We start from the raw sequence: 21,528 nt of genomic DNA, 5'->3' as shown, positions 1-21,528 counted from the left end.
GTGGTCTCCTAGCTGCCGGTGGTGACGAAGAGCTTGTCGATGCCGCGCAGGAAGAGGCTGCCGCTGTAGCTGAACTCGCGGGTGACCGCCAGCCGCGGGAAGCGGGCGAAGAGCCGGGGCAACGCGAGCCGGCCCTCCAGCTTCGACACCGCCGAGCCGAGACAGAAGTGCAGCCCCACGCCGAAGGCGAGCGAGGGCGGGCCGGTCCGGTACGGGTCGAACCGGTCCGGGTCGGGGAACCGGGCCGGGTCCCGGTTGGCGGCGGCGATCAGTAGCAGCACGTTCTCGTCCCGCTTGACCGGCACCCCGGCCAGCTCGGTGTCCTCGGGCGCGGCCCGGGCCAGGAAGTGCACCGGGCTCTCCATCCGGAGGATCTCGTCCACGCAGCCGCGCGCGAGGGCGTCGTCGCCGGGCAGCGCGGCGGTCACGTCCGGGTGGCCCAGCAGCAGCGGCAGCCCGTTGCTGAACATGTAGACGGTGGTCACGAAGCTGGCGTTGAAGAGCACGATCAGGTTGCTGATCAGCTCCTCCTCGGTCAGCTCCACCCCGCCGGCGTCGCGCACCTCGACCAGCCCGCTGATCAGGTCCTCGCCCGGGGCGCGCCGGCGGTGCGCGATCAGCTCACGGTAGTAGTCGCGCAGCTCGTCGGCGGCCTGGTTGGCCCGGGCCAGCCGCTCCGGTGTCTTGCCGGCCACGTCCATGTACTCGTCGATCCAGTCGACCCGCTGCCGGTACCAGGCGAGGTCCGCCTCGGGCAGCCCGATGAACTCGGCCATCACCCGGGCCGGCACCGGGTACGCGAAGTCGGCGACGAAGTCCACCTCGGTCCCGCCGGCGCCGGCCTCGGCCATCCGGTCCAGGTGCTCCGCGACGACCCGTTCGATCACCGGCTCCAGCGCGCCGAGCCGGCGCGGGGTGAACGTCTTGGCGAAGACCCCGCGCATCCGGGTGTGGTCCGGCGGGTTGATGAACATCATCGAGGTCAGGAAGGTGCGCAGGATCTCCTGGTCCTGCCAGTTCGGCGGGGCGCCCTTGTACCACCCCGGGTCGCGCAGCACCTGGTCGACCAGGTCGTAACCGCCGGCCACGGCGGTGATGGTGCTGTGCTCGGCGCGGGTCGGGACGGCGCTGACCGGCCCGTGCCGGTGCAGGGCCGCGTACCACGGATAGGGGTTCTGCCGGCCCTGCTCGCTGTACAGGCCGGTGAGGATCTCGTCGACGTCCACGCGGATTCTTCCTCCCCAGGAAAGGACGACGGGGGCGGCGCGGTGCCGGCGCCGCCCCCGCCGGTCTCACAGACCGAGCAGTCGCAACGGGACGGCGTTCGCCATCGCCTGCGCCCCGGCGTCGTTCGGGTGGATGTGGTCCCCGGCGTCGTACGCCGGCAGCAGCCGGCTCGGCCGCGCCGGGTCGCGCAGCACCGCGTCGAAGTCGAGCACGCCGTCGAACTCGGCCCGGCCGACGCCCCGCAGCCAGCTGTTCACCGCCTGCCGGGTGGCCTCCTTCTCCTCGGTCCACACCCCGGGACCACCGTTGCCCTCGTACGGGGTGATGGTGCCCACCAGGCTGGTCAGGCCGCGCTCCTGGGCCTGCCGGTTGACCTGGCGCAGCGACGCGATGATCGCCTCGGCGCTGTCGCCGTTCATCCAGATGTCGTTGATGCCCAGGTGGGTGATGAGGGTCCGCACCCCGGTCTGCGGGAAGACGTCCTCGTTGAGCCGGGCGAGGGCGTTCGGACCCAACTCGTAGTAGCCGGGGAAGCCGCCCGCGCCCGGCTCGGTGCCCTCGTGGTTGAGCCGGTTGCCGGACAGGCTCAGGTTGAGCACGCCCGGGGTACGCACCTCGGGGCGCGCGGCGATGAGCCGGGCGGCCAGCAGGTCCGGCCAGCGCCGGTCGGCGTTGACGGTGCTGCCGTTGCCGTCGCCGATGGAGTCACCGAGGACGACCACCGAGCCGGGGCTGAGCCGGCGTTCCACGTCGACGCCGGAGAGGAACATCCAGCAGCAGTCCGGCTTGATGGTGAAGCCGGTGCCGCCGGTCGCGGTGGTCAGGTCGGTGGCGCCGATGAAGTTGGTGGTCCGGGACTGGCCGTGGAAGGTGACCGGGCCGGTGAGCACCGGGAAGTACAAGGTCACCACCAGGTCCTCCTGCTCGCGGACCGGGAAGGTGAGCGGGTCGCTGAGCAGCTCGGCGCCCTTGTTGATGGTGGCCGAGGTGGCGCCCTGGAAGGTCAGCTCACGCACGCTGCCCGGGACGACGTCGGACCGGTCGTCCGCGGTGGCGGTGTCCGGCCGGGCCACGGTGGCGTGCCCCACCTTGACGGCCTGCTCGCCGTAGAGGTTGGTGAGCCGGACCCGGAGCCGGTCGCCGCCCACGGTGGTCTGCACGGTCATCCGGATGCTCTGGTCGTTCAGGCCGGTGTTGGTCAGCCCGACGGTGTTGCCGCGGGTCACCGCGGCGGCCCAGCTCCCGGCCCACACGGTGCGCCCGGGCGCGGCGCGGTCGGTGTCGGCGGGGCCGGCGCTCGCGGTCACCGCGGGGGTGCCGGCGATCAGCAGCGTTACGGCGGACGCTATGACGTGCCATCTCTTCGGGGTCGACATTGATCCTCCATCGTCGGCAGCCCCGGACGCGGCACGATCGGCGCCGCCGGCCGGGCGATGGACCGGAAACTAGCCGTCGGCGGTGATGAGCGTCAATCGACCTGATCGACATGATCAAATGTCCGGGGGGTGCCGCCGGACGCCGTTCGGCTCTGTCCGCCGTGGACCCGGGCTGCCTAGGCTCGGTGCTGGCGGCGGTGCGGTCGCCGACCCTGGCACCTGTCGCCGCGTCCCGGTGCCGACCGGCCCGGACGCCGGCGTCGACGGCCACGCCCGACCGGGTGGGTGGCCGTCCACGGATCACGATGGGGGCTGCCCGATGACCGACCGGCCGAACTACGTGCACGAGGCGCTGGACCTGTTCGCCGGGTTCGGCGACCGGGAGGCCCTCGTCGGCGGGGGCCGGCGGCTGACCTACCACCAGGTCGCCGCCGAGGTGCGCGGCCTGGCCGGCGCGCTGCGGCGGCACGGGGTACGTCCCGGCGACGCGGTGCTGGTGATGCTCGGTAACACCGTCGAGGGGCCGCTGCTCCAGCTCGCCCTGCACCTGCTGGGCTGCCGGAGCATGTGGGTCGCCCCGGTGACCTCCCGCCGCGAGGTCGACGAGTTCGTCGCCCTGGCCCGCCCGGACGCCTTCGTGTTCGACCCGCGCGAGCCCGACTCGCTCGGCGCGCAGATCGCCGCCGGGCTCTCCGGCGTACCGGTGCTCTGCCTCGGCCCCGGCGGCGCGGGACCCGACCTCACCGCCGGCCCCGGCGACGCGGTTCCCGACCTCACCGCCGGCGCTGACGGCTCCCCGGCGGCGCTGCCCGCCCGGCCGCCCGCGCCGGAGTCGTTCCTGCAGACCAGCGGGACCACCGGCACCCCGAAGCTGGTGCACCACCGGGAGAGCTTCTATCGGCAGATCCTCGCCCTGGCCGCCGACTTCCGGGCGGCCGGCTTCCCGCTGCTGCGGCACCTGTCGCACTCGCCGATGTGGCTGGCCAGCGGCCAGATCACCACGCTGATGAACCTGTTCACCGGCGGGGTGCTCTTCCTCCGCGAGCGCTGGGACCCGGAGGCGTTCATCCGCACCGTGCACGCCGAGCGACTGACCTCCACCTTCGTCACGCCGCCGATGCTCTACGAGGTGCTCGACCACCCGGCCCTCGACGGCGCCGACTTCTCGCACATGTTCATGTTCAACGTGGGCGCCGGGCCCGCCGCCCCGGCCCGGCTACGCCAGGCGATCGCCCGCTTCGGCCCGTGCCTGCGCATCGTGTACGGGCTCAGCGAGGCCGTGGTGATCTGCGCGCTGCCGGGGCTGACCGACGACCCGGAGCATCCGGAGCGGTTGCGTTCCTGCGGCCGTCCCTACGGGGACGTGGCGGTGGAGATCCGCGACGCGGACGGACGGGTGCTGCCGGCCGGAGCCGACGGCGAGGTGTGGGTCCGCACGAAGCTGAGCTTCGCCGGCTACCACGGCCAGCCGGAGCTGACCGCCGAGACGCTGGTGGACGGCTGGGTACGCACCCGCGACGTCGGCCACCTGGACGACGACGGCTACCTGTATCTGGTCGACCGGTTCGCCGACCGGATCCTCACCCGGCAGCGCAGCTGGCCGATTTACTCCCGCCCGATCGAGGACGTGCTCGCCGCCCACCCGCAGGTACGCGCCGCCGCCGTGATCGGGGTGCCCGACGAGGTGGCCGGCGAGCTGCCGCACGCGTACGTGGTGCCGGCGCCCGGGGCCACGGTGACCGGGGACGAGCTGATCGCGCTGGTCACCCGGGAGCTGAGCGAGACCTGGGCCCCGGGCGCGGTGGAGTTCATCGAGGCCTTGCCGCTGAACCGGTCGGCCAAGGTGGACAAGCGTGCCCTGCGCGCCCGGTACGCGGCGGACCATCCGACCGACGCGGACGCGGTGGGCACGGTGATCGGCAGCCCGGCGTGAACCCGCGCCGGGAGCTGTACACGCTGGTCGGCGCCGACCTGCTGTCGAACCTCGGCACCCGGATCTCCGTGGTGGCCATCCCCTGGCTGGTGCTGGAGACCACCGGAAGCCCGACCCGGATGGGCCTGGTCGCCGCCGCCGAGACCCTGCCGTACATGCTCTCCAGCGCCCTCGCCACCCCGTGGGCGGACCGGTTCGGGGTACGCCGCACCGCGGTGACGGTCGACGCGGCCAGCGCCCTGGTGATGGCCGTGGTGGCGCTCGCGCCCTGGCTGGGGTTCGGGGCGCTGCTGGCCCTGGTCGCGGTGGCCGGCGGGCTGCGCGGCATCGGCGACCGGGTCAAGCACGTGCTGTTCAAGCCGGCCGCCGAGCGGGCCGGGGTGCCGTTGCTCCGGCTCACCTCCGCCTACGACGGGCTGGCCCGGGGGATGACGCTGTTCGGGGCGGTGCTGGGCGGGCTGCTCATCAACTGGGTGGGGATCACCCGGGCGATCTGGATCGACGCGGCCACCTTCGCGGCCTGCGCGCTGCTGATCGGGGTGCTGGTCCGCCCGCCCGCGCCGGCGCAGCCGGCTCCCCGGGAGAGCTACCTGCGCGCGCTGCGCGGCGGCTTCGGCTATCTGCGCACCGACCGAGTGCTGCTGACCATGCTGATCGTGGTCTCGGTGTCGAACATGTTCGCCAACGCCAGCGTGGCGGTGTGGATCCCGCTCTGGGTGGACCGGGTGCTCGGCGACCCGGCCGGCTTCGGCCTGGTGCTCGGGGTCTTCTCCGGCGGCGCGCTGCTGGGCAACCTGCTGTTCACGGTGGCCGGCACCCGGCTGCCCCGCCAGGCCACCTTCGCGCTGGGGCTGGCGCTCAGCGGCGCGCCCCGGCTGCTCGCGCTGGCGCTCAGCGACGACCTGGTCGTGGTGCTCGCCGTGACGTTCGTCTCCGGCATCGCGATCGCGGCGGTCAACCCGCTGCTCGGCGCCGCCCTGTACGAGCGGGTGCCGGCGGCGTTGCAGACCCGGGTGCTGGGCATCTCCGGCTCGGTGGCCTTCCTGGGCCTGCCGGTGGGTGCGCTGCTGGGCGGCTGGTCGGTGGCCGTGCTCGACCTGCGCCCGGCGCTGCTGGTGATGACCGTGGTCTGCCTGGTGCTGACCGTGGGACCGCTGCTGCTGCGCCGGCCGACCGCCGACCGGCCGGCGGCGGAACCGGTGGCCTCCACCCCGGCCTGACCGGTCGGCGCCGCTCCGGGCGACCGGCCCGGCGTCAGCGGTAGGTGAGCAGCACGACGCCGTTGCCGAACCGCCGTTCGGCCACCAGCTCCAGGTCGAGGCGCAGCCCGGGTGGGAAGAGCGGCCGGCCGGCGCCGAGCACGACCGGGTTGACGTAGAGCCGCCACTCGTCGACCAGGCCGTGCCGGGCGAACGTGGCGGCCAGCTCGGCGCCGCCGAGGGCCAGGTCACCGCCGGGCTGCTCCTGGAGCGCCCGCACCTGCTCCGGCACCACCTCGCGTAGCACTGTGGTGTTCCAGTCGGCGCGGTCCAGCGTGCGCGAGTAGACGATCTTCGGCATGTCCCGCCAGATGGCGGCGAACTCCCGCTCCGGTCCGCTGCTGGCCGGGTCGCGGTCGGCCGTGGGCCAGTAGCCGGCCATCAGCTCGTAGGTGCGCCGGCCGTCGAGGAAGGCGCCCATCCCGCGCAGCTCGTCGTTGAAGTGCTGGTGCAGCTCCTCGTCGACCCGGTGCCAGCTCAGGTCGCCGTCGGGCCCCTCGAAGAACCCGTCGAGAGACACCGACATGGCCACGATGATCCTGCGCATCTCTACTCCGTCCGGTTGCCGGGCCGTCCGGCCAGTCTGCCAGCCGCACCCCGCAGCCGCAGGCCGCGTATGGTCGGGCGATGGCGACCTGGGACGACGTACGCCGGATCGCGCTGGCCCTGCCCGAGACCAGCGAGCGGGGCAGCCACGACGACCTGCCGGCCTGGCGGGTACGCGACAAGATCTTCGTCTGGGACCGGCCGCTGCGTGCGGGCGACCGGGCGGCTCTCGGCGACGCCGCACCGGACGGTCCGGTCCTCGGCGCCCGGGTGCCCGACCTGGGCGCGAAGGAGGCGTTGCTGGCCGACGACCCGGCGGTCTACTTCACCACCCCGCACTTCGACGGCTACCCGGCGGTGCTGGTCCGCCTCGACCGGATCGAGATCGCGGAGCTGGCCGAGCTGATCACCGAGGCGTGGTACGCCCGCGCCCCGAAGCGCCTCGCCGCCGCCCATCGGACGGCCGCCACCGACGAACCCGACCAGGCCCGGCCGGCCGGCTGACCGCGCGGCCGCCCCTGGCCGGCCGCTGGCCGACGAACAGCCCAGCGCACGTCCGGCCCGGCGTCGTCCAGCCGACGGCCGACGGACGCTGGGCAACCGACCGGCGACCGGCCGGGAGGCGCGACGGCCAGGGTGATGAACAGCCCAGCGCACGTCCAGCCCGGCGTCGACCAGCCGACGGCCGACGGACGCTGGACAACCGACCGGCGACCGGCCGGGAGGCGCGACGGCCAGGGTGATGACCGGAGCCGCGCGACCGGTGCAGGCTCGGGCGGGTTGGCCGCCGAACCACAATCCGCTTCTCAGCGATATGCCTCAGCGGCATAAATATGACGCTGAGGCATATCGCTCACGAGTGGGGTCGGTCCTCTCGGGGTCACGCACCGTGACTCCCCGCCGCCCGACAACGCCGCGCTCCCCGAACCGGATGCGCGCCCCGAACCGGGCGCGCCCCCGAACCGGGCGCTCCACAACCGGGCGACCTCCACAACCGGGCGCGCTCCACAACCGGGCGCGCTCCACAACCGGGCGCGCTCCACAACCGGGCGCGCTCCACGAACGGGCGCGCTCCACGAACGGGCGCGGCAGGCATCCGACTCGGCGGCCGGCCAGACGCTGAGTCGGCAGAGGTCCGCGGTCAGCCGCCGGAGCGCACGGCAGCGCGGACCGCGACCTGCGCCCGAGAGCCCGCTCAGACCGGGGTGAGGACCGCCTCCTTGAGCAGGCGGCGGGCCAGGACCAGCCGGTCGGCGTCGTCGTCCAGGCCGGGCAGGTCACCCACCCGGGTGACGTCGCCGGTGAGCACCGCCCGCAGCGCGGGCTCGCAGGTGCCCGGCAGGGTGATGGTGCGGTCGAACAGGCGCAGCGCCACCGTGCCGTCGCCGGTCGGGGCGAGCTGCCAGCGCAGGCCGGCGCGGACCGCCACCCGGCTGTCCGGGCCGAGCGCGGCCAGCACGGCGGCCTGGGCGAGCGGCCGGATCGGCGCGGGGCGGGCGGCCGGCCAGGCCCGGGCGCGCAGCCGGGCGGCCAGCGACTCCGGGTCGGCTCGCAGCAGCCAGTCGCGCAGCGCCTCCACCGTCTCGGTCAGCTCCGGCTCGATGGCGTCCGGGTCGGCCACGTCGAGACCGAAGGGCAGACCGGCGCGCAGCCGCGGGTCCTCGGCTGCGAGGGCCAGCAGTTCCTCGACCAGCGCGTACCGGGTCAACGCCCGGATGCCCACGGTCAGGTGCAGCGAGCTGGACTCCTGCGCCTGGGCGCTGTGCAGCCAGCCGCGCGGCAGGTAGAGCGCGTCACCGGGCTCCAGCACCACGTCCAGCGCGGGCCGGCCCTCGGCGGTCGCGGCGACCTCGTCGGCCCGTCCGCCCCAGGGCTGCTTCTCCAGCGGATCCGGCAGCACCGGCGGGTGGATCCGCCAGTGCTTGCGGCCGTCGACCTGGAGCACGAACACGTCGTGGGTGTCGTAGTGGGTGGCGAACCCCTGGCTGCCGGCCGGGGTCAGGTAGGCGTTGACCTGCAACGGCTGCGCCAGCGCGAGGCCCAGGTCGCGGGCGAAGTCGACCAGCGCCGGCCAGGTGCGGTGCAGGCCCTGCAGGACCAGGGTGGCGCCGTCGGCGTACAGGGCCAGGATCTGCTCGTCGAGGACCTGGTCGCCGATCTCGGCGCCCGCGCCACCACCGCCGGTCCAACGCGCCGCCGGCACGAGCTGGCCGTCCTTGGCCACCCGCAGGAAGGGGGTACGCAGGCCGCGCCGGCTGAGCAGTTCGTCGGCGTCGGCCGGGCTGAGCAGGTCCCGGAAGCCGGCCGGGTTGGGCAGTTCGGCGGCGCGGGACAGCAGCGGGCTGCGCCCCCAGTGGTCGGCGGCGAACTTGGCCGGCTCGACCGCCACGCACCGGGCCAGCGCCGCGGCCGCGGCAGACGGAACCGCCGGGCGGCCGTGGCCGCCCGGCGGGACGAGGTGCGTCATGGTCATGTGTCAGGCGCTGCCGTCGGCGCCGCCGTCACGCTGGCCGGGCGTCGCGCCACCGTCGGCCGGGCCCTCGGCGCCGCCGTCCGCGCCACCGTCCTGCTGCCCGGGGGTCGCCCCACCGTCGGCCGGGCCCTCGGCGCCCTGGTCCGCGCCCTGGTCGGCGCCGCGCTCCGCGCCCCGGTCCGCGCCGCCGTCGGCACCGCCGTCCTGCTGGCCCGGAGTCGCGCCACCGTCGGCCGGGCCCTCCAGCCCGCCGCCGCCGGTGGTCTGCATGTCATCGTCGTTGAGTGCCATGGGTGCTCCCTCGGTGTGCCGCCCCGCCGTGCGCCGGGGTCCGTCGTGCAGCGGGTTCGTACCCCACGCGCGGTCTGCTCTAACCACACCGTAGACGCCGGAACCCGCCGGTACGGACGGTTCGCCGCGCCCCGCTCCAGGACGCCGGTACGCGCCCGCCGCGCGGACGCCGCCGACCGGTGCCAGGATGACGGTGCGGGCCGCACGACGGGAGGTGGGTGATGTTCCTGATCGGCACCTCCGGCTGGCAGTACCGGGACTGGCGGGAGCGCTTCTACCCTCCGAAGCTGCCGCAGCGGTGCTGGTTGGAGCACTTCGCGGCCGGGTTCGCCACGGTGGAGGTCAACAACGCGTTCTACCGGCTGCCCGAGCGGGACACCTTCGTGGCGTGGCGGGACCGGACCCCGGACGACTTCTGCGTGGCGGTGAAGATGAGCCGCTACCTCACCCACATCAAGCGGCTGCGCGAGCCCGCCGAGCCGGTGGCCCGCTTCCTGGACCGGGCCGGCGGGCTGGGCGACCGGCTCGGGCCGGTGCTCGTGCAGCTCCCGCCGAACCTGCGCGCCGACCCGGCGGCGCTGGACGGCACGCTGCGGCTGTTCCCGAGCGAGGTGCGGGTGGCGGTGGAGCCGCGGCACCCGTCCTGGTGGACCGACGACGTCCGGCGGGTGCTGGAGCGCCGCCGCGCCGCGCTGGTCTGGGCGGACCGGGGCAGCCGGCCGGTCACCCCGCTGTGGCGGACCACCGAGTTCGGCTACCTGCGACTGCACGAGGGACGGGCCCGGCCCTGGCCGCGCTACGGCCGCACCGCCCTGGCCACCTGGGTACGTCGGCTGGCCGACGCGTTCGGGGCCGACGAGCCGGCGTACGTCTACTTCAACAACGACCCCGGCGGCGCCGCGATCGTCGACGCGGTGGCCTTCGCGGCGCTGGCCCGGCGGGCCGGGCGGCCGGTGACCCGCACGCCGGCGGCCCGCCCCACCGGTGCGGTGGAGCGGGCCGGGACGGTGCCGGTCACGGGATCATCGCGCCCAGGTCCCGCGGCATCGACGACTTGACGTCCTGCCACTCGCCCTGGGTCACGTGCCGGCGCAGGGTGTCCAGCACCACCTGCACCACCCGCTGCGGGCCGCCCTCCACGTCGTACGGGAAGCCCTGCCGGACCTCGTAGAGGAAGTCGTCCCGGTTCAGCTTGATCGGCACGTTCTCCGGCTGCCAGCCGTCGAAGTAGATGCCCCGCAGCAACACCGGCAACTGCTGGGCGAACTCGGCGCTCTCCGACACCGGCAGCCGGTCACGCAGTAGGTGCAGCACCGTGCGCAGCGCCGCGTACGACTGGTTGCGCTGCTCCTTCGGCCAGCCGTACGCCGATTCGATCTCCTTGAGGATCACGTTGGTCTTGTCCAGCGAGGACTCGAACGCGGACATCACCTGCTCAGCCATCTGCCCACCCCCGTGTATCGGTTTCCCAGCGTCGGTCGTCGGCGCGTCGCGGCGGCCCGCTGGGCCCCCGCCAGAGCCGGGTCGGACTGAACCGACCGGGCCGCTCGCCGCGCCGGGGCGCGTCGGACCGCCCGACCACGTGCAGCACCCCGCCGCGGCGTCGATCCGCAACGATTCGCACCGTCATGGCCCACCTCCTCCTCGGCCGCGCGGTCGCGTCGATCGACGGACCGCACACACCGTCCATGCTGACGAGGGCCGGGGTGAGCCGGCCTCACCCGGGGCGGGTGAAGCCTCAGCCGGCGTCCAGCAGACCCGCGAGGGTGGTGGCGTTGCGCTGGGCGTAGTCCCGATAGCAGTTGTTCATGAGCACATGCGTGCGTTCCGCCTCGCCGGCCAGCTCGCGCAGCTTCGGCGCCCAGTCGCGCAACTCCCGGTCGGAGTAGTCGTAGCCGAACTTCTCGTGGATGTCCTTGCTGGTCCACTTGTCGCTGTGCCCGTGGAAGCGGACCACCGCGAGGTCCGCGGTGGCCGCCAGGACCGGAGGCACCGACGACCGGTGCCCCTGCGGCATGTCCACGCAGACGAAGGGCAGCCGGTGCGTGCGCAGGAAGCCGAGGGTCTCCTCGGCGTTGTCCCCGTCGAACCAGGAGGCGTGCCGGAACTCGACGACCGGCCGCAGCGGGGCGCAGCGCTTCGCCACCTCGAGCAGGTACTGCTTGTTGTCCCGCTTGATGGTGAACCAGGGCGGGAACTGGAACAGGATCGCGCCGAGCTTGCCCGCCTCGACCAGCGGGTCGAGGGCGGACAGGAACCGGGTCCAGACCTCCTCGTACGCCTGCGCCGGCAGGTCGTCCGGGTAGAGGTTCTTCTTCTCCGTCTCCGGGCGCAGGTCCTTGTAGAGCGCGCTCACCCGGGTCGGGTGCCCGGTGAGCAGGCTGAACGCCTTGACGTTGAAGGTGAAGCCGGACGGGGTCCGCTCCGCCCACAGCCGCGCGGTGCGTTCCGCCGGCGGCGAGTAGTACGTGGCGTCCACCTCGACCAGCGGGAACTGCCGGGCGTAGTACGCCAGTCGCTTCTCCGGGGTGTCCGCGGTCTGCGGATACCACCCGGAGTCGAGCAGGGTCCGGTCGGTCCACGAGGCGGTGCCCACCTTGATCTCACCCATCTGGCGAGTCCACCGCGTCTGGGACCGACCGGCAACCGGGGCGGCCGGTCAGGCCGCCCGCCGCTCCCGGGTCTGCTTGCAGGACACGCAGGCGGTGGCCGCCGGGAAGATCTCCAGCCGCTCCACCGGGATCGGCGCGGAGCAGCCCTCGCAGAACCCGTAGGTGCCCTCCTCGAGGCGGCTCAGCGCGTGCTCGAACTGGGCGCGCCGGTCCAGGATGGTGCGCAGCAGCGACTGGGCGGTGTCCCGCTCGGCGGTCTTGGTGCCGCTGTCGGCCTGGTCGTCGCCGGCGGTGTCGCCGATCTCGACCAGCCGCAGCACCTGGCTCTGCTGGACGGCCTGCTCGTACTCCGCGGTCAGCTCGTCGTACCGCGACTGCAGGGACTGCCGGATCCGGTCGACCTCCGCCTGGGAGCGGCCCGTGGTCACCGTGTCGTGGACGAGCATCGCTGCCTGCCTTTCCTGGGGCATCATGCCGGTCCGGGGCGCGAGCGCCCCGGACGTCTCCGATGGAAGCACGGGCGAGATCACCCGTGCTCTGTGAGCCGGGCGATTACCCATCCGGTCCGCCGATCAAACCGGCGCGGTACGCGTTCTTTCCGGCCGTTCGTGCCCGCCTGCGCCGGGCGGTCCGTACCGGTCCGTCCCGGCGATCGGCCGGCTGTCCGGAACGGGCGCCCGTGCGGGGGGTCAGCCGGCTTCGACCAGGGCCGGGCGGCGCGGGTCGTCGGCCCGGACCACCACGTCGGCGAAGGAGGCCGGGTCCACCTCGTCGGCGTAGCGGGCGAAGGCCGGCAGCGTCCAGCGCAGCTGCGGGTCGGTGCGCCGGTCCAGGGCCGGCGGGGAGAGCACGAGGTGCACGGTGACGTCGAACGGCAGCCCACCGCCGAGCAGCAGGGCGCCGCTGACCAGCACCACCCCGCCGGCCGGCAGCTCGACGTAGCCGGCCCGGCTGGCCCGGTCGGTGGCGACGTCCCAGAGTGAGGGCAGCAGCCGGCCGGAGCCGTCCGGGCCGGCCGGGTCGAGCACCTCGCGGCGCAGCCCGGCCTCGTCGAGCCAGCCCTCGTAGTACGCGTCGGGATTGGTCCGGCCGTGTTCGAGGCGGACCGAGGCGGGGCGGAGGAAGCCGGCCGCACGGACGTGCAGCGTCGGGCGGCCGGCGGCACGCAGCGGGTCGACCAGGGCGGCGGCCAGCGCCTCGGGCGCGGCGGCCGGCGGCCCGTCGACGGCCACCCGGAGCCGCCCGGGCACCTCGGTGCCGGCCAGCCGGTCGGCCAGCTCGGTGACGAGTCGCTCGGGGCTGATCGGACGGACGCGCATCCGTCCATCCTGCCTGCCGGTCCGGCCGGGCCGGCGGCCGGCGGGGTCAGCCGCTGCGGTCGACGGTGACCCGCGCGTCGTCGGCGAGCCGGTAGCCGACGCCGTAGACGGTGGTGACCAGCGGCACGTCCACCCCGACCTTGCCGCGCAGCCGGCGTACGTGCACGTCGACGGTGCGGACGCCGGCGTGTTCGTATCCCCAGACCGCGTTGAGCAGTTGCAGCCGGGTGAACACCCGACGGGGGTGGGCGACGAGGTGCAGCAGCAGGTCGAACTCGAGCCGGGTGAGCGGCAGCGGCTCGCCGTCGCGCAGCACCGACCGGGAGGCGGCCAGGATGTGCAGCGACGGGATGGTCGGTGCCAGGGGGCGATTCGGGGACCGCCCGGCCGGCACCGGATCCGGTCGCCGCTCCACCGCGGCGGGGCCGCTGGAGACCACGGCGTCGCCGCGTTCGAGCAGCTCCCGGGCGGCGTCCAGGAGTCGGCGGGCGGCCGGGGTCAGCGACTCCTCGCAGGCGAGCGGGATGTTGAGCGTCACGGTGAGCACGGGTCCGCCGGTATTGGCCGGTCGGCGCTGGCCGCCGGGGGGCCGGCCGGGGACCGCGGGCTGGGAGGTGTGCCATCCGGCGCGCGACGAGGCGGGGCTGACCGACATGGTCCTCCTTGGCTGGTCCGGGATTGTCCCCACGGCCCGGGACGCCGCTTCATCGATGCTTCCCGGCGCCTGTGCGAGGGTCAAGGGGCGGCTGCGTTGCATGAATGTGACAATTGACGAACACATCGGAGCCGGATGCTCGCTCTGCGTACGAGGCCAGATGATTACAGCAGAGCGGCGAGTTGACCCGTTACGGGGGGTCCTGCCAATTCACCGTGGGCGGTACGCCGCCAGGACGAGGCGCGGCGCACCCGGGGACCGGGTACGCCGCGCCGGGCCGCGACCGTTCTTCAGCAGCCGTGGTCGACCACGATCCGGGCCTCGTCGGCGAGCCGGTAACCCACCCCGTACACGGTGGTCACCAGCGGGGTGCGCAGGCCCAGCTTGGCGCGCAGCCGGCGCACGTGGACGTCCACGGTGCGGGCCACCGCGTGTTCGTAGCCCCAGACGCTGGCCAGCAGCTGCAACCGGGTGAACACCCGACGGGGGTGCTCGGCGAGGAAGAGGAGCAGGTCGTACTCGATCCGGGTGAGCGGGACCTCCCGGCCCTCCTGGCGGACCACCCGGGTGCCGGCGAGGATCCGTACCGTGCCGGGGTCGTCCGGCGTCTCCGGCGCGGGCGGCGCGGTGGCGGGTCGCCGGTCGGGCACCGGGCGGAGGGCGGGGTCCGCCGCCCGGAACACGCCCTCCCCGCTGGCGGCGAGCTCGTCGAGCAGGTCGACCAGCCGGGCCAGGCCGGGCGTGAGCGGGCCGGCGACGCCGAGGTCGACGGTGATGGTCAGGGTGGACGCGGTGCGCGGTCGGCCCGGCCCGGCCCGGTCGGGGCGGCCGGGTCGGCGCGGGGCGATGGCGACGACGGACATGGTGCCTCCTGAGCTGGCGGTCGCTGCGACGGCTTCAGCTCGGCGCGGCCTGCGCCGCGCCACGACCTGAAGCCGTCGCCCGCCACGCCGGATGGGCGTGGCGGTCAGCGGTACGCCCGGCCGGCGGTGACCGGGGGCGCGGCGGACGAGGGTCGGGGCGGCGGGGTGGGGCCGAGGGTGGGCAGCCCGGCGATGCGCCAGGCGGCGAACCCGCCCACCACGTCGGTGGCCCGGTGCAGGCCGAGGTCCTGGAGGGCGACGGCGGCCAGCGAGGAGGTGTAGCCCTCCTGGCAGAGGACCACCACCGGCAGGTCGTAGCCGACGGCCTCGGGCAGCCGGGCCGGGCAGCGCGGGTCGAACCGCCACTCCAGGACGTTGCGTTCCACGGCGAGGGCGCCGGGTACGGTGCCGTGCGCGGCGCGCTGGCCGGCGGGGCGGATGTCGACCAGCAGTGCGCCGCCCCGGTAGGCGAGGTGGGCCTGCTCCGGGTCGAGCCGGCGCAGCCGGGCGCGGGCGGCGGCGAGGATCTCGTCGATGCCGCGCGAGCCGGGTGGCGGGGCCGGACAGCGCGGGGCGGGGGTCGGGGTCGGCATCGGTGCGTCCTTTCGGGCGGAGGCGGTTGGGAGCGGGACGTGCGGGCGCTGCGGTGGCCGGCTCACCAGGCCACCCCGGCCTTGGCGACCTCGGCGACCCGGAGCCGACCGGCCACCAGGTGGTAGCGGGTCATCCGGCGCAGCGCCGGCCGGTAGACGTGCACGCTGACCGCCGGCAGCCGGTCGCGATTGGTGACCACGTGCACGTGGCGCGGGCCGAAGCGCCGCCCCGCGCCGAGAGCGAGCCGGTGCGGGCGCAGCCGGCCGCCGCTGACCGTCTCCTCGGTGAGGGTGCCCGCGACGACCAGGAAGGCGCCGGCGGAGCCGCCGTGGTCGTGCAGGTCGGTGCCCTGTCCGGGCAGCCAGCTCAGCGCCCACACCTCGTGCGTGTCGTCGGTGGCGAGCCGGGCGTACCACCGCTGGTCGCGGTCGAAGCACAGCGGGACCGGCCAACCGGTGGGATCGGCCCAGCGGGCGGCGACGGCGAGCAGGTCGGTCGGGTCGGTGCGGCTCATCGGCGGTACGTCCTCACGGGTACGGGCGGCGGGTGCCCCGTCACTCTAGACGTTAAAGCCTATAGGTTTAGTAGGTTATACCGCATGCCGGGACGGCCACCGCCGGGCGGACCGGGTCAGCGCAGCACCGGCGGGTCCACCCGGTAGCCCGGCACCGAGGGCCAGCGCACGGTGAGCACCACCGACTCCCGCTCCGCGTACCAGGAGTGGTCCACCCCCCGTCCCCAGACCACGTAGTCACCGGGAGCGCGCAGCAGCACCGTGCGGTCCGGCAGCTCGATCCGGAACGCGCCGCTGATGAGCACCAGCAGGGCGGTACGCCGCTCGGCGGTCGCCCAGCGGGACCGGGTCTCCCCCGCCGGATGCACCCCCCACTTCACCTCGACCTCCGTGCTGTGCCGCACGTCGCCCGGCGGCTTGAAGTGACCGAGCAGCCAGCCGGCATCGGTCACGCCGTCCACCGCCGCGTTGCCGACGTACACCCGGTCGTCCATCGTCGCCTCCCCTGCCGGCTGGGCAAGCTACCAGGCCGCACCGGCGGGAGTCCCACTAACCTGGACGGATGCCCGACGAACTCGACGCCGAGACGCTCGCCTTCGCGCACCGGATGTTCGACCTGGCGCGCGAGGGAGCCACCGGCGAGCTGGCCGGGCAGGTGGACGCCGGCCTGCCGGTCAACCTGACCAACGCCAAGGGCGACACCCTGCTGATCCTGGCCGCGTACCACGCCCACCCGGAGACGGTGGCCGCGCTGCTCGCCCGGGGCGCGGACCACACCCGCACCAACGACCGGGGGCAGACGGCGCTCGGCGCGGCGGTGTTCCGGCGCAGTCCGGAGGCGGTCCGCGCGCTGCTCGACGCGGGCGCCGACCCCGACCGGGGCGACCCGTCGGCGGTGGCGGTGGCCCGCTTCTTCGACCTGCCCGAGATGCTCACCCTGCTCGGTCGCGCCTGACCGCGCGTCGGGCCGGCGCGGGCGGTATACAGGGGCGGTGGAGGATCCCGTACCCGAGCAGATGCGCACGGCGGCCGGCGCGTTGCTGGCGGCGCTCGACGAACCGGCCCGGCAGCGCGCCCGGCACGACTTCGCCGACGACGCGGCCCGCCGCTGGCTGGAGTACCGGCCGCGCCCCCGGCCCGGGGTCGCCCTGGCCGGCCTGGACGTCACCGCCCGCAAGGCGGCGCACCGGCTGCTCGCCACCGCGCTCAGTCCGGCCGCGTACGCACAGGCCATGGCGGTTACCGCGCTGGAGGAGGTGCTCGACCGGGCCGAGGGCTGGCGGCGTGGCCGACACAGCGGTGACTACTGGGTGGCGATCTTCGGCGACCCGGCCCGCGACGACCGGTGGGGGTGGCGGTTCGAGGGCCACCACCTGTCGGTGACCATGACCGTGGTCGACGACCAGGTCTCCCCCGCGCCGCTCTTCCTGGGCGCGAACCCGGCCACCGTCCGGCACGCCGGCCGACCGGTGTCCCGCCCGCTCGGGCCGGAGGAGGACCTGGCCCGCGAACTGCTCGACGCGCTCGGGCCGGCCGGCCGGTCCGCCGCCATCGTCGCGAGGGACGCGCCGGCCGACATCATCAGCGCGACCCGGCCCACCGCGCCGGGGCGGCTCGAACCGCTCGGGGTGCCCCGGGGCCGGCTCGGCGCCACCGGCCGGGCGCTGCTGGACCAGCTCGTCGCGCTCTACCTGGACCGGCTCCCGCCCGAGCTGGCCGCCCGCGAGGCCGGCCGGACCGCCGGCGCCGAGCTGCACTTCGCCTGGGCCGGTCCGACCCGGCCCGGCCAGCGCCACTACTACCGGGTCCAGGGCGAGGACCTGCTGATCGAGTACGACAACACCACCGACGACGGCAACCACGCGCACACCGTGCTGCGCCGCCCGGCCAGTGACTTCGGCGCCGACGTCCTCGCCGCCCACCACGCCAGCGCCCACTGAGCCGGCGACGCGGTCGGCGCCGGCCGGGTCAGGCGCGCGGGCGGATGATCTCCACGGTGGAGCCGGGGATGTCCGGCAGCGCCTCGAAGCCGCTCGGCTCGGCGGCCCGGCGCCGGTCGAACTGGCGCATCAGCCGGGCGCCCAGCCGCACCCCGACCGAGCCGACCGCCAGGGCGAGCAGCTCGGTGGCCAGCTCGACGCCGGTCGCGCCCCGCTGCGGCGCCTGCGCCCGGATCAGGCAGATGAGCAGGAACAGCGCCGCCATCGCGGCGTTGACCAGGTTGAACGTGACGGCGGTGCGGCGGGTCCGGTCGGCCCGCACATCCCAGAGGTCGACCATCCCGGCGACCGTGGTGAGCGCGGCCGCGACCAGGGCCGCCACCGCCGTCCAGTAACCCACCTCGCCGAGGAAGGCCGGGCCGCCGGCGACATCGGCCAGGTCGAACACCGCCGCGCTGACGAAGAGCCCGAACGGGAACGTCACCAGCATCGGTTGGATGGGGTGCCCCTGCACCCGCAGTCGGCTCTCCATCGGTTCCTCCCCAGGTCTGCGCAGCTCACCAGTCCAGGGTGCTACCCGGGGCCCACCAGGGCGAAACGACTGTCGGTCAGTTGTCCCGGGGCCGGGAGACGGTGAGCACCAACCGCTCGGCCACCTCGCGCAGCGGTATGTCCAACGAGGAGGCGGCGCTGCGGAGCACGTCCAGCGCCTCCGGGGCGGCACAGCCACGCTGGGTCATGATCACACCGACGGCCTGGCCGACGACACCCTCCTCGAGCAGCGCCGAGTCGAGCTGGCCGGCCAGGGCCACCTGCCGCTCCCGGTCGCGGACCGCGGCCAGCAGCAGACCGGCGTGCTCGGCGAGCAGCATGGCGGTGAGCTGGTGCCGGGTGGTGAGGGCGGCGCCGGAGGCGGCGTACAGGTTGATCGCGCCGACGACCTGGTCGTCGACGTCGAGCGGCGCGGAGATCACCCCGTGCACGCCCAGCCCGCGCGCCCGGTCGGTCCAGCCGGGCCAGCGCGTCTCCCGGTCGAGATCCTGCGCGAGGATCATTTCGCGGCGCCGGATGGCGGCCAGCGCCGGCGTGTCCGGCCCGTGCCGCAGGTCGTCCAGCTCGGCCCGGGCCGGGTCGGAGGCGGCCACCCCGGCCGGCCCGCCGGCGCGCAGCGCGGTGAAGCCGCAGCAGTCCACCCCGGGCACGGCGTCCCGGGCGATCCGCACCAGCTGGTGCAGCGCCTCGTCGAAGTCCCGCACGGCGATCAGGCCGGCGGTCAGCTCGCGCAGCAGTCCGGCGGTCTCCAGCACGCCGAACGTATCGATCATGGAGCCCTGCGTGTCGAGGTTCACCGGGTCACGATCCCGGGCGACCGCGGATGCCGCCACGCGGTGTCACGGTCCGGCGCCGTTGCCTGTCGCATTCCGCTCTGCACTCCCTGACTTGAGGACCCGGCCTACTACCCTCGCAAACTCCTCCCGAAACCGCGCAAAGGGGTCCCGTCCGGCGCGGTTCACGCCGGACGGGACCCCGTGGCGACGGGTCAGCGCGACCCGGAGATCAGCCGGCGCCCCACCGAGGCGATCAGCCGGTCCAGCTCCGAGCCGAACGGGTTGTCGTGCACCAGGTAGGTCCAGGTGGCGGTCGGCCGGACCAGCTTCGCGGCGTCCGGCTCCCAGCCCTCCTCGAACTCGGTCTCCTCGAAGGTGGCGATGGTGCGCGCCTCGATCTCGGGCATCAGCGCGTTGAACGCCGGGACGGCGCTGCGGTGGAACTCGTCCAGCGGGTCGAGCCGGCCCAGCGCCCGCAGGTGCACGCCCTCGCGCACCTCCGACAGCTCGGCCAGGTGCTCCGCCCAGAGCCGGTCCAGATGGTAGAGCGCGATCGACCGGGCCACCTCGGCCAGCAGGTCCTCGTCCATCTCGCCGGCCTTCTCCGGCACCCGCTCCAGCAGCATCAACGCGGCGATGTCGCTGGTCAGCAGCCGCTCCCGGCGCTCGGCGAGCGCCTTGCGCTGCTGCTCGATCACCTGGCTGTAGCGCCAGGTGTTGCGGTGGATCTCGTGGTTGACGCCCTCGGCGACCCGCTGGGCGTGCTCGACGGCGTAGTCGACCTGCGGGTCGGTGACCAGGCCGTCGGCGTTCATCCGCGGCGACGCCGGGACGGTGTCACCGGCGTGCCGGACAACCAGGTCGTCCTCCAGGCTGACGAAGAAGACCGACCCGCCCGGGTCGCCCTGCCGGCCGGCCCGGCCACGCAGCTGGTCGTCGACCCGGCGGCTGTCGTGCCGGCCGCTGCCGATCACGTAGAGGCCGCCCAGCTCCGCCACGCGCTCCCGGTCGGCCTGGTCGCTGCCGCCCAGCCGGATGTCGACGCCCCGGCCGGCCATCTGGGTGGAGACCGTCACCGCGCCGTACGCGCCGGCCTCGGCGATGATCGCCGCCTCCTCGTCGTCGTTCTTGGCGTTGAGCACCACGCACGACACCCCGGCGGCGTTGAGCGCGGCGGCCAGCCCCTCGGACTCCTTGACGTCCAGGGTGCCGACCAGCACCGGCCGCCCCGCCTCGTGACAGCGGCTGATCTCGTCGACCAGCGCCTCCTCCTTCTCCGCCCGGGTGGCGTAGATCCGGTCCGACTCGTCCTCCCGCACGCACGGGGTGTTCGGCGGGATCACCGCCACCTCGAGGCCGAAGTACTCCCGCAACTGGTCGCCGACGAGCACCGCGGTGGCCGTCATGCCGCACACCGTCGGGTAGAGGGCGATGAACGCCTGCACCGTGATGGTGCCCAGCACCTCGCCCTCGGCGGTGGCGTCCAGGCCCTCCTTCGCCTCGACCGCGGCCTGCAGACCGTCCGGCCAGCGGCGGCGCTGGGCCACCCGGCCGCGCATCTCGTCGATCAGCTCGACCGAGCCGTCCCGGACGATGTAGTCGACGTCCCGGTGCAGCAGGGCGTGCGCGTGCAGCGCCACGTTCACCGCGGAGAGCTGCCCGACGTGCTCCTCGTCGTACAGGTCGATGCCGCCGAGCTTGGCCTCGACGGTGGCCAGGCCGGCGGAGGTGAAGGCGACGCTGCGGCCGTCCTCGGCGATCGTGTAGTGCTTGCCCTTGCGCAGCCCACGGACCAGCGCGGCGGCCGCGTGCACCGGGTCCTGCTCGCCGGGGACCGCGCCGGCGAGCACCATCGGCACCCGTGCCTCGTCGATGAGGATCGAGTCGGCCTCGTCCACGATGGCGGTCTTCAGCGCCGGCTGGACCCGGTCGGCCAGGTCCGTGACGAGCTGGTCGCGGAGGAAGTCGAAGCCGGCCTCGCTGACCGCCACGTAGGTGACGTCGCAGCCGTAGGCGGCGCGCCGCTCGGCCGGGGTGGAGGCCTCGTTGACCCAGCCGACGGTCAGCCCGAGCAGGGTGTAGACCGGCGCCATCCACTCGGCGTCGCGGCGGGCCAGGTAGTCGTTGACGGTGAGCACGTGCACCGGACCGTTGCCCAGCCGGACGTGCCCGTACGCGGCGATGGCGGCGGTCAGCGTCTTGCCCTCACCGGTGGCCATCTCGGCGACCTTGCCGGAGAGCAGCGCCATGGCGCCGAGCAGCTGGACGTCGTACGGCCGCTGGTCGAGGCCGCGGCGGGCCGCCTCGCGGCCGATCGCGCAGATCTCCTCGTACCCCTCGGCCTGCCCGGCCGCCTCGGTCAGCTCGGCGTCGGTGAGCTTCTCCAGCTCCGCCTCGCGGGCCTCGACGGCCGGCAGCAGCTTCTCCAGCGGAGCCAGGTCGACCGTCGTTCCCGGGCGCTGGAGGAACCGCCGGAACCTGGTCTTCAACCGTTGCGACACACCCATGAGCCGCAACGGTACGCGAACCGGAGCCGATTGTGACCCCCGCCCGGCGCGGGTGCCGGGCGCTGTCCGGATTCGTGACCGTTTCCGCAGC

At 74.5% G+C, this 21,528-nt stretch carries 23 protein-coding genes; 6 read left to right on the top strand and 17 right to left on the bottom strand.

The features are described from left to right. Positions 1 to 8 precede the first annotated feature (8 nt). Entirely contained in the window at positions 9 to 1,226 is a 1,218-nt protein-coding gene (locus LQ51_RS11915; protein ID WP_046565109.1) for a cytochrome P450, read from the bottom strand. 66 nt (positions 1,227 to 1,292) lie between these two features. Next, entirely contained in the window at positions 1,293 to 2,603 is a 1,311-nt protein-coding gene (locus LQ51_RS11910; RefSeq protein WP_046565107.1) for an SGNH/GDSL hydrolase family protein, read from the bottom strand. A gap of 319 nt (positions 2,604 to 2,922) precedes the next feature. On the opposite strand from LQ51_RS11910, the gene LQ51_RS11905 reads away from it, so the two are divergent. Together LQ51_RS11905 and LQ51_RS11900 are read left to right on the top strand one after the other, a co-directional pair. Further along, a complete protein-coding gene (locus LQ51_RS11905) occupies positions 2,923 to 4,536 on the top strand; it encodes a class I adenylate-forming enzyme family protein (RefSeq protein ID WP_046565192.1) in 1,614 nt (537 codons plus the stop codon). After that, the gene (locus LQ51_RS11900; protein ID WP_046565105.1) at positions 4,533 to 5,756 is read left to right on the top strand and encodes an MFS transporter; all 1,224 of its coding nucleotides are present in this window, start codon (positions 4,533 to 4,535) and stop codon (positions 5,754 to 5,756) included. Before LQ51_RS11905 ends, LQ51_RS11900 begins: the two co-directional genes overlap by 4 nt. A gap of 34 nt (positions 5,757 to 5,790) precedes the next feature. On the opposite strand, the gene LQ51_RS11895 is transcribed toward LQ51_RS11900, so the two are convergent. Then, on the bottom strand, positions 5,791 to 6,342 hold the full coding sequence (locus LQ51_RS11895; protein WP_046565102.1) for a dihydrofolate reductase family protein: 552 nt from the start codon (positions 6,340 to 6,342) through the stop codon (positions 5,791 to 5,793). An 80-nt stretch (positions 6,343 to 6,422) separates the two neighbouring features. On the opposite strand from LQ51_RS11895, the gene LQ51_RS11890 reads away from it, so the two are divergent. After that, positions 6,423 to 6,845: an MmcQ/YjbR family DNA-binding protein gene (locus tag LQ51_RS11890; protein WP_046565101.1), complete on the top strand. Its 423-nt coding sequence runs from the start codon at positions 6,423 to 6,425 to the stop codon at positions 6,843 to 6,845. Positions 6,846 to 7,536: 691 nt separating this feature from the next. Here the strand turns inward: LQ51_RS11890 and LQ51_RS11885 are convergent. Then, on the bottom strand, positions 7,537 to 8,808 hold the full coding sequence (locus LQ51_RS11885) for a cupin domain-containing protein (protein ID WP_046565191.1): 1,272 nt from the start codon (positions 8,806 to 8,808) through the stop codon (positions 7,537 to 7,539). Between the two features lie 9 nt (positions 8,809 to 8,817). Further along, positions 8,818 to 9,105 (bottom strand): hypothetical protein, encoded by a 288-nt coding sequence (locus tag LQ51_RS11880; protein ID WP_046565099.1) that lies wholly within the window; start codon positions 9,103 to 9,105, stop codon positions 8,818 to 8,820. Between the two features lie 221 nt (positions 9,106 to 9,326). On the opposite strand from LQ51_RS11880, the gene LQ51_RS11875 reads away from it, so the two are divergent. Continuing rightward, complete coding sequence (locus LQ51_RS11875; protein WP_046565098.1) at positions 9,327 to 10,163, top strand: DUF72 domain-containing protein; 837 nt, start codon at positions 9,327 to 9,329, stop codon at positions 10,161 to 10,163. Here the strand turns inward: LQ51_RS11875 and LQ51_RS11870 are convergent. From LQ51_RS11870 to LQ51_RS11830, 9 genes are all read right to left on the bottom strand, one after another. Beyond that, a complete protein-coding gene (locus LQ51_RS11870) occupies positions 10,120 to 10,548 on the bottom strand; it encodes a DUF2267 domain-containing protein (protein ID WP_046565097.1) in 429 nt (142 codons plus the stop codon). The two genes, LQ51_RS11875 and LQ51_RS11870, sit on opposite strands and share 44 nt — an antisense overlap. Before the next feature lie 295 nt (positions 10,549 to 10,843). Beyond that, entirely contained in the window at positions 10,844 to 11,716 is an 873-nt protein-coding gene (locus LQ51_RS11865) for a DUF72 domain-containing protein (RefSeq protein ID WP_046565094.1), read from the bottom strand. 48 nt (positions 11,717 to 11,764) lie between these two features. Next, positions 11,765 to 12,163: a TraR/DksA family transcriptional regulator gene (locus LQ51_RS11860; RefSeq protein WP_046565093.1), complete on the bottom strand. Its 399-nt coding sequence runs from the start codon at positions 12,161 to 12,163 to the stop codon at positions 11,765 to 11,767. Between the two features lie 243 nt (positions 12,164 to 12,406). After that, positions 12,407 to 13,036: a nucleoside/nucleotide kinase family protein gene (locus LQ51_RS11855; RefSeq protein WP_046565090.1), complete on the bottom strand. Its 630-nt coding sequence runs from the start codon at positions 13,034 to 13,036 to the stop codon at positions 12,407 to 12,409. A gap of 46 nt (positions 13,037 to 13,082) precedes the next feature. After that, positions 13,083 to 13,691, bottom strand: a complete 609-nt coding sequence (locus LQ51_RS11850; RefSeq protein ID WP_046565089.1) for a winged helix-turn-helix domain-containing protein — start codon at positions 13,689 to 13,691, stop codon at positions 13,083 to 13,085. 290 nt (positions 13,692 to 13,981) lie between these two features. Beyond that, positions 13,982 to 14,554: a winged helix-turn-helix domain-containing protein gene (locus tag LQ51_RS11845; protein ID WP_046565087.1), complete on the bottom strand. Its 573-nt coding sequence runs from the start codon at positions 14,552 to 14,554 to the stop codon at positions 13,982 to 13,984. Between the two features lie 104 nt (positions 14,555 to 14,658). Further along, positions 14,659 to 15,147, bottom strand: coding sequence for a rhodanese-like domain-containing protein (locus LQ51_RS11840; protein WP_046565085.1), 489 nt, complete (start codon positions 15,145 to 15,147; stop codon positions 14,659 to 14,661). 62 nt (positions 15,148 to 15,209) lie between these two features. Beyond that, positions 15,210 to 15,662: a cysteine dioxygenase gene (locus tag LQ51_RS11835; protein ID WP_046565084.1), complete on the bottom strand. Its 453-nt coding sequence runs from the start codon at positions 15,660 to 15,662 to the stop codon at positions 15,210 to 15,212. 116 nt (positions 15,663 to 15,778) lie between these two features. After that, positions 15,779 to 16,156 (bottom strand): cupin domain-containing protein, encoded by a 378-nt coding sequence (locus tag LQ51_RS11830; RefSeq protein WP_046565082.1) that lies wholly within the window; start codon positions 16,154 to 16,156, stop codon positions 15,779 to 15,781. Between the two features lie 68 nt (positions 16,157 to 16,224). On the opposite strand from LQ51_RS11830, the gene LQ51_RS11825 reads away from it, so the two are divergent. Next, on the top strand, positions 16,225 to 16,617 hold the full coding sequence (locus tag LQ51_RS11825; protein WP_046565080.1) for an ankyrin repeat domain-containing protein: 393 nt from the start codon (positions 16,225 to 16,227) through the stop codon (positions 16,615 to 16,617). 61 nt (positions 16,618 to 16,678) lie between these two features. Then, positions 16,679 to 17,602 (top strand): DUF3500 domain-containing protein, encoded by a 924-nt coding sequence (locus LQ51_RS11820; RefSeq protein WP_082159379.1) that lies wholly within the window; start codon positions 16,679 to 16,681, stop codon positions 17,600 to 17,602. A 28-nt stretch (positions 17,603 to 17,630) separates the two neighbouring features. Here the strand turns inward: LQ51_RS11820 and LQ51_RS11815 are convergent, their stop codons facing one another. The 3 genes from LQ51_RS11815 to secA2 form a co-directional block, all read right to left on the bottom strand. After that, positions 17,631 to 18,134 carry a DUF2231 domain-containing protein gene (locus LQ51_RS11815; protein ID WP_046565076.1) on the bottom strand — a complete coding sequence of 168 codons (504 nt, stop codon included), beginning with the start codon at positions 18,132 to 18,134 and terminating at the stop codon, positions 17,631 to 17,633. Between the two features lie 76 nt (positions 18,135 to 18,210). Next, positions 18,211 to 18,927 carry a GAF and ANTAR domain-containing protein gene (locus LQ51_RS11810; protein ID WP_197087668.1) on the bottom strand — a complete coding sequence of 239 codons (717 nt, stop codon included), beginning with the start codon at positions 18,925 to 18,927 and terminating at the stop codon, positions 18,211 to 18,213. 215 nt (positions 18,928 to 19,142) lie between these two features. Beyond that, positions 19,143 to 21,437 (bottom strand): accessory Sec system translocase SecA2, encoded by a 2,295-nt coding sequence (gene secA2, locus LQ51_RS11805; RefSeq protein WP_046565074.1) that lies wholly within the window; start codon positions 21,435 to 21,437, stop codon positions 19,143 to 19,145. Positions 21,438 to 21,528 lie beyond the last annotated feature (91 nt).

Origin of the sequence: Micromonospora sp. HK10, assembly GCF_000982955.1 — a bacterium.
Lineage (GTDB): Bacteria > Actinomycetota > Actinomycetes > Mycobacteriales > Micromonosporaceae > Micromonospora.
This window is presented reverse-complemented; position numbering and strand designations above follow the sequence as displayed.

What these genes read in the sequence shown, in the direction of transcription:
- LQ51_RS11890 (WP_046565101.1), top strand. Translation starts at nt 6,423, where the DNA reads ATGGCGACCTGGGACGACGTACGCCGGATCGCGCTGGCCCTGCCCGAG.
- LQ51_RS11830 (WP_046565082.1), bottom strand. Translation starts at nt 16,156, where the DNA reads ATGGACGACCGGGTGTACGTCGGCAACGCGGCGGTGGACGGCGTGACC.
- LQ51_RS11875 (WP_046565098.1), top strand. Translation starts at nt 9,327, where the DNA reads ATGTTCCTGATCGGCACCTCCGGCTGGCAGTACCGGGACTGGCGGGAG.
- LQ51_RS11910 (WP_046565107.1), bottom strand. Translation starts at nt 2,603, where the DNA reads ATGTCGACCCCGAAGAGATGGCACGTCATAGCGTCCGCCGTAACGCTG.
- LQ51_RS11885 (WP_046565191.1), bottom strand. Translation starts at nt 8,808, where the DNA reads ATGACGCACCTCGTCCCGCCGGGCGGCCACGGCCGCCCGGCGGTTCCG.
- LQ51_RS11870 (WP_046565097.1), bottom strand. Translation starts at nt 10,548, where the DNA reads ATGGCTGAGCAGGTGATGTCCGCGTTCGAGTCCTCGCTGGACAAGACC.
- LQ51_RS11895 (WP_046565102.1), bottom strand. Translation starts at nt 6,342, where the DNA reads ATGCGCAGGATCATCGTGGCCATGTCGGTGTCTCTCGACGGGTTCTTC.
- LQ51_RS11815 (WP_046565076.1), bottom strand. Translation starts at nt 18,134, where the DNA reads ATGGAGAGCCGACTGCGGGTGCAGGGGCACCCCATCCAACCGATGCTG.
- LQ51_RS11820 (WP_082159379.1), top strand. Translation starts at nt 16,679, where the DNA reads ATGCGCACGGCGGCCGGCGCGTTGCTGGCGGCGCTCGACGAACCGGCC.
- LQ51_RS11840 (WP_046565085.1), bottom strand. Translation starts at nt 15,147, where the DNA reads ATGCCGACCCCGACCCCCGCCCCGCGCTGTCCGGCCCCGCCACCCGGC.
- LQ51_RS11845 (WP_046565087.1), bottom strand. Translation starts at nt 14,554, where the DNA reads ATGTCCGTCGTCGCCATCGCCCCGCGCCGACCCGGCCGCCCCGACCGG.
- secA2 (WP_046565074.1), bottom strand. Translation starts at nt 21,437, where the DNA reads ATGGGTGTGTCGCAACGGTTGAAGACCAGGTTCCGGCGGTTCCTCCAG.
- LQ51_RS11855 (WP_046565090.1), bottom strand. Translation starts at nt 13,036, where the DNA reads ATGCGCGTCCGTCCGATCAGCCCCGAGCGACTCGTCACCGAGCTGGCC.
- LQ51_RS11810 (WP_197087668.1), bottom strand. Translation starts at nt 18,927, where the DNA reads ATGATCGATACGTTCGGCGTGCTGGAGACCGCCGGACTGCTGCGCGAG.
- LQ51_RS11905 (WP_046565192.1), top strand. Translation starts at nt 2,923, where the DNA reads ATGACCGACCGGCCGAACTACGTGCACGAGGCGCTGGACCTGTTCGCC.
- LQ51_RS11850 (WP_046565089.1), bottom strand. Translation starts at nt 13,691, where the DNA reads ATGTCGGTCAGCCCCGCCTCGTCGCGCGCCGGATGGCACACCTCCCAG.
- LQ51_RS11865 (WP_046565094.1), bottom strand. Translation starts at nt 11,716, where the DNA reads ATGGGTGAGATCAAGGTGGGCACCGCCTCGTGGACCGACCGGACCCTG.
- LQ51_RS11835 (WP_046565084.1), bottom strand. Translation starts at nt 15,662, where the DNA reads ATGAGCCGCACCGACCCGACCGACCTGCTCGCCGTCGCCGCCCGCTGG.
- LQ51_RS11880 (WP_046565099.1), bottom strand. Translation starts at nt 9,105, where the DNA reads ATGGCACTCAACGACGATGACATGCAGACCACCGGCGGCGGCGGGCTG.
- LQ51_RS11860 (WP_046565093.1), bottom strand. Translation starts at nt 12,163, where the DNA reads ATGCTCGTCCACGACACGGTGACCACGGGCCGCTCCCAGGCGGAGGTC.
- LQ51_RS11825 (WP_046565080.1), top strand. Translation starts at nt 16,225, where the DNA reads ATGCCCGACGAACTCGACGCCGAGACGCTCGCCTTCGCGCACCGGATG.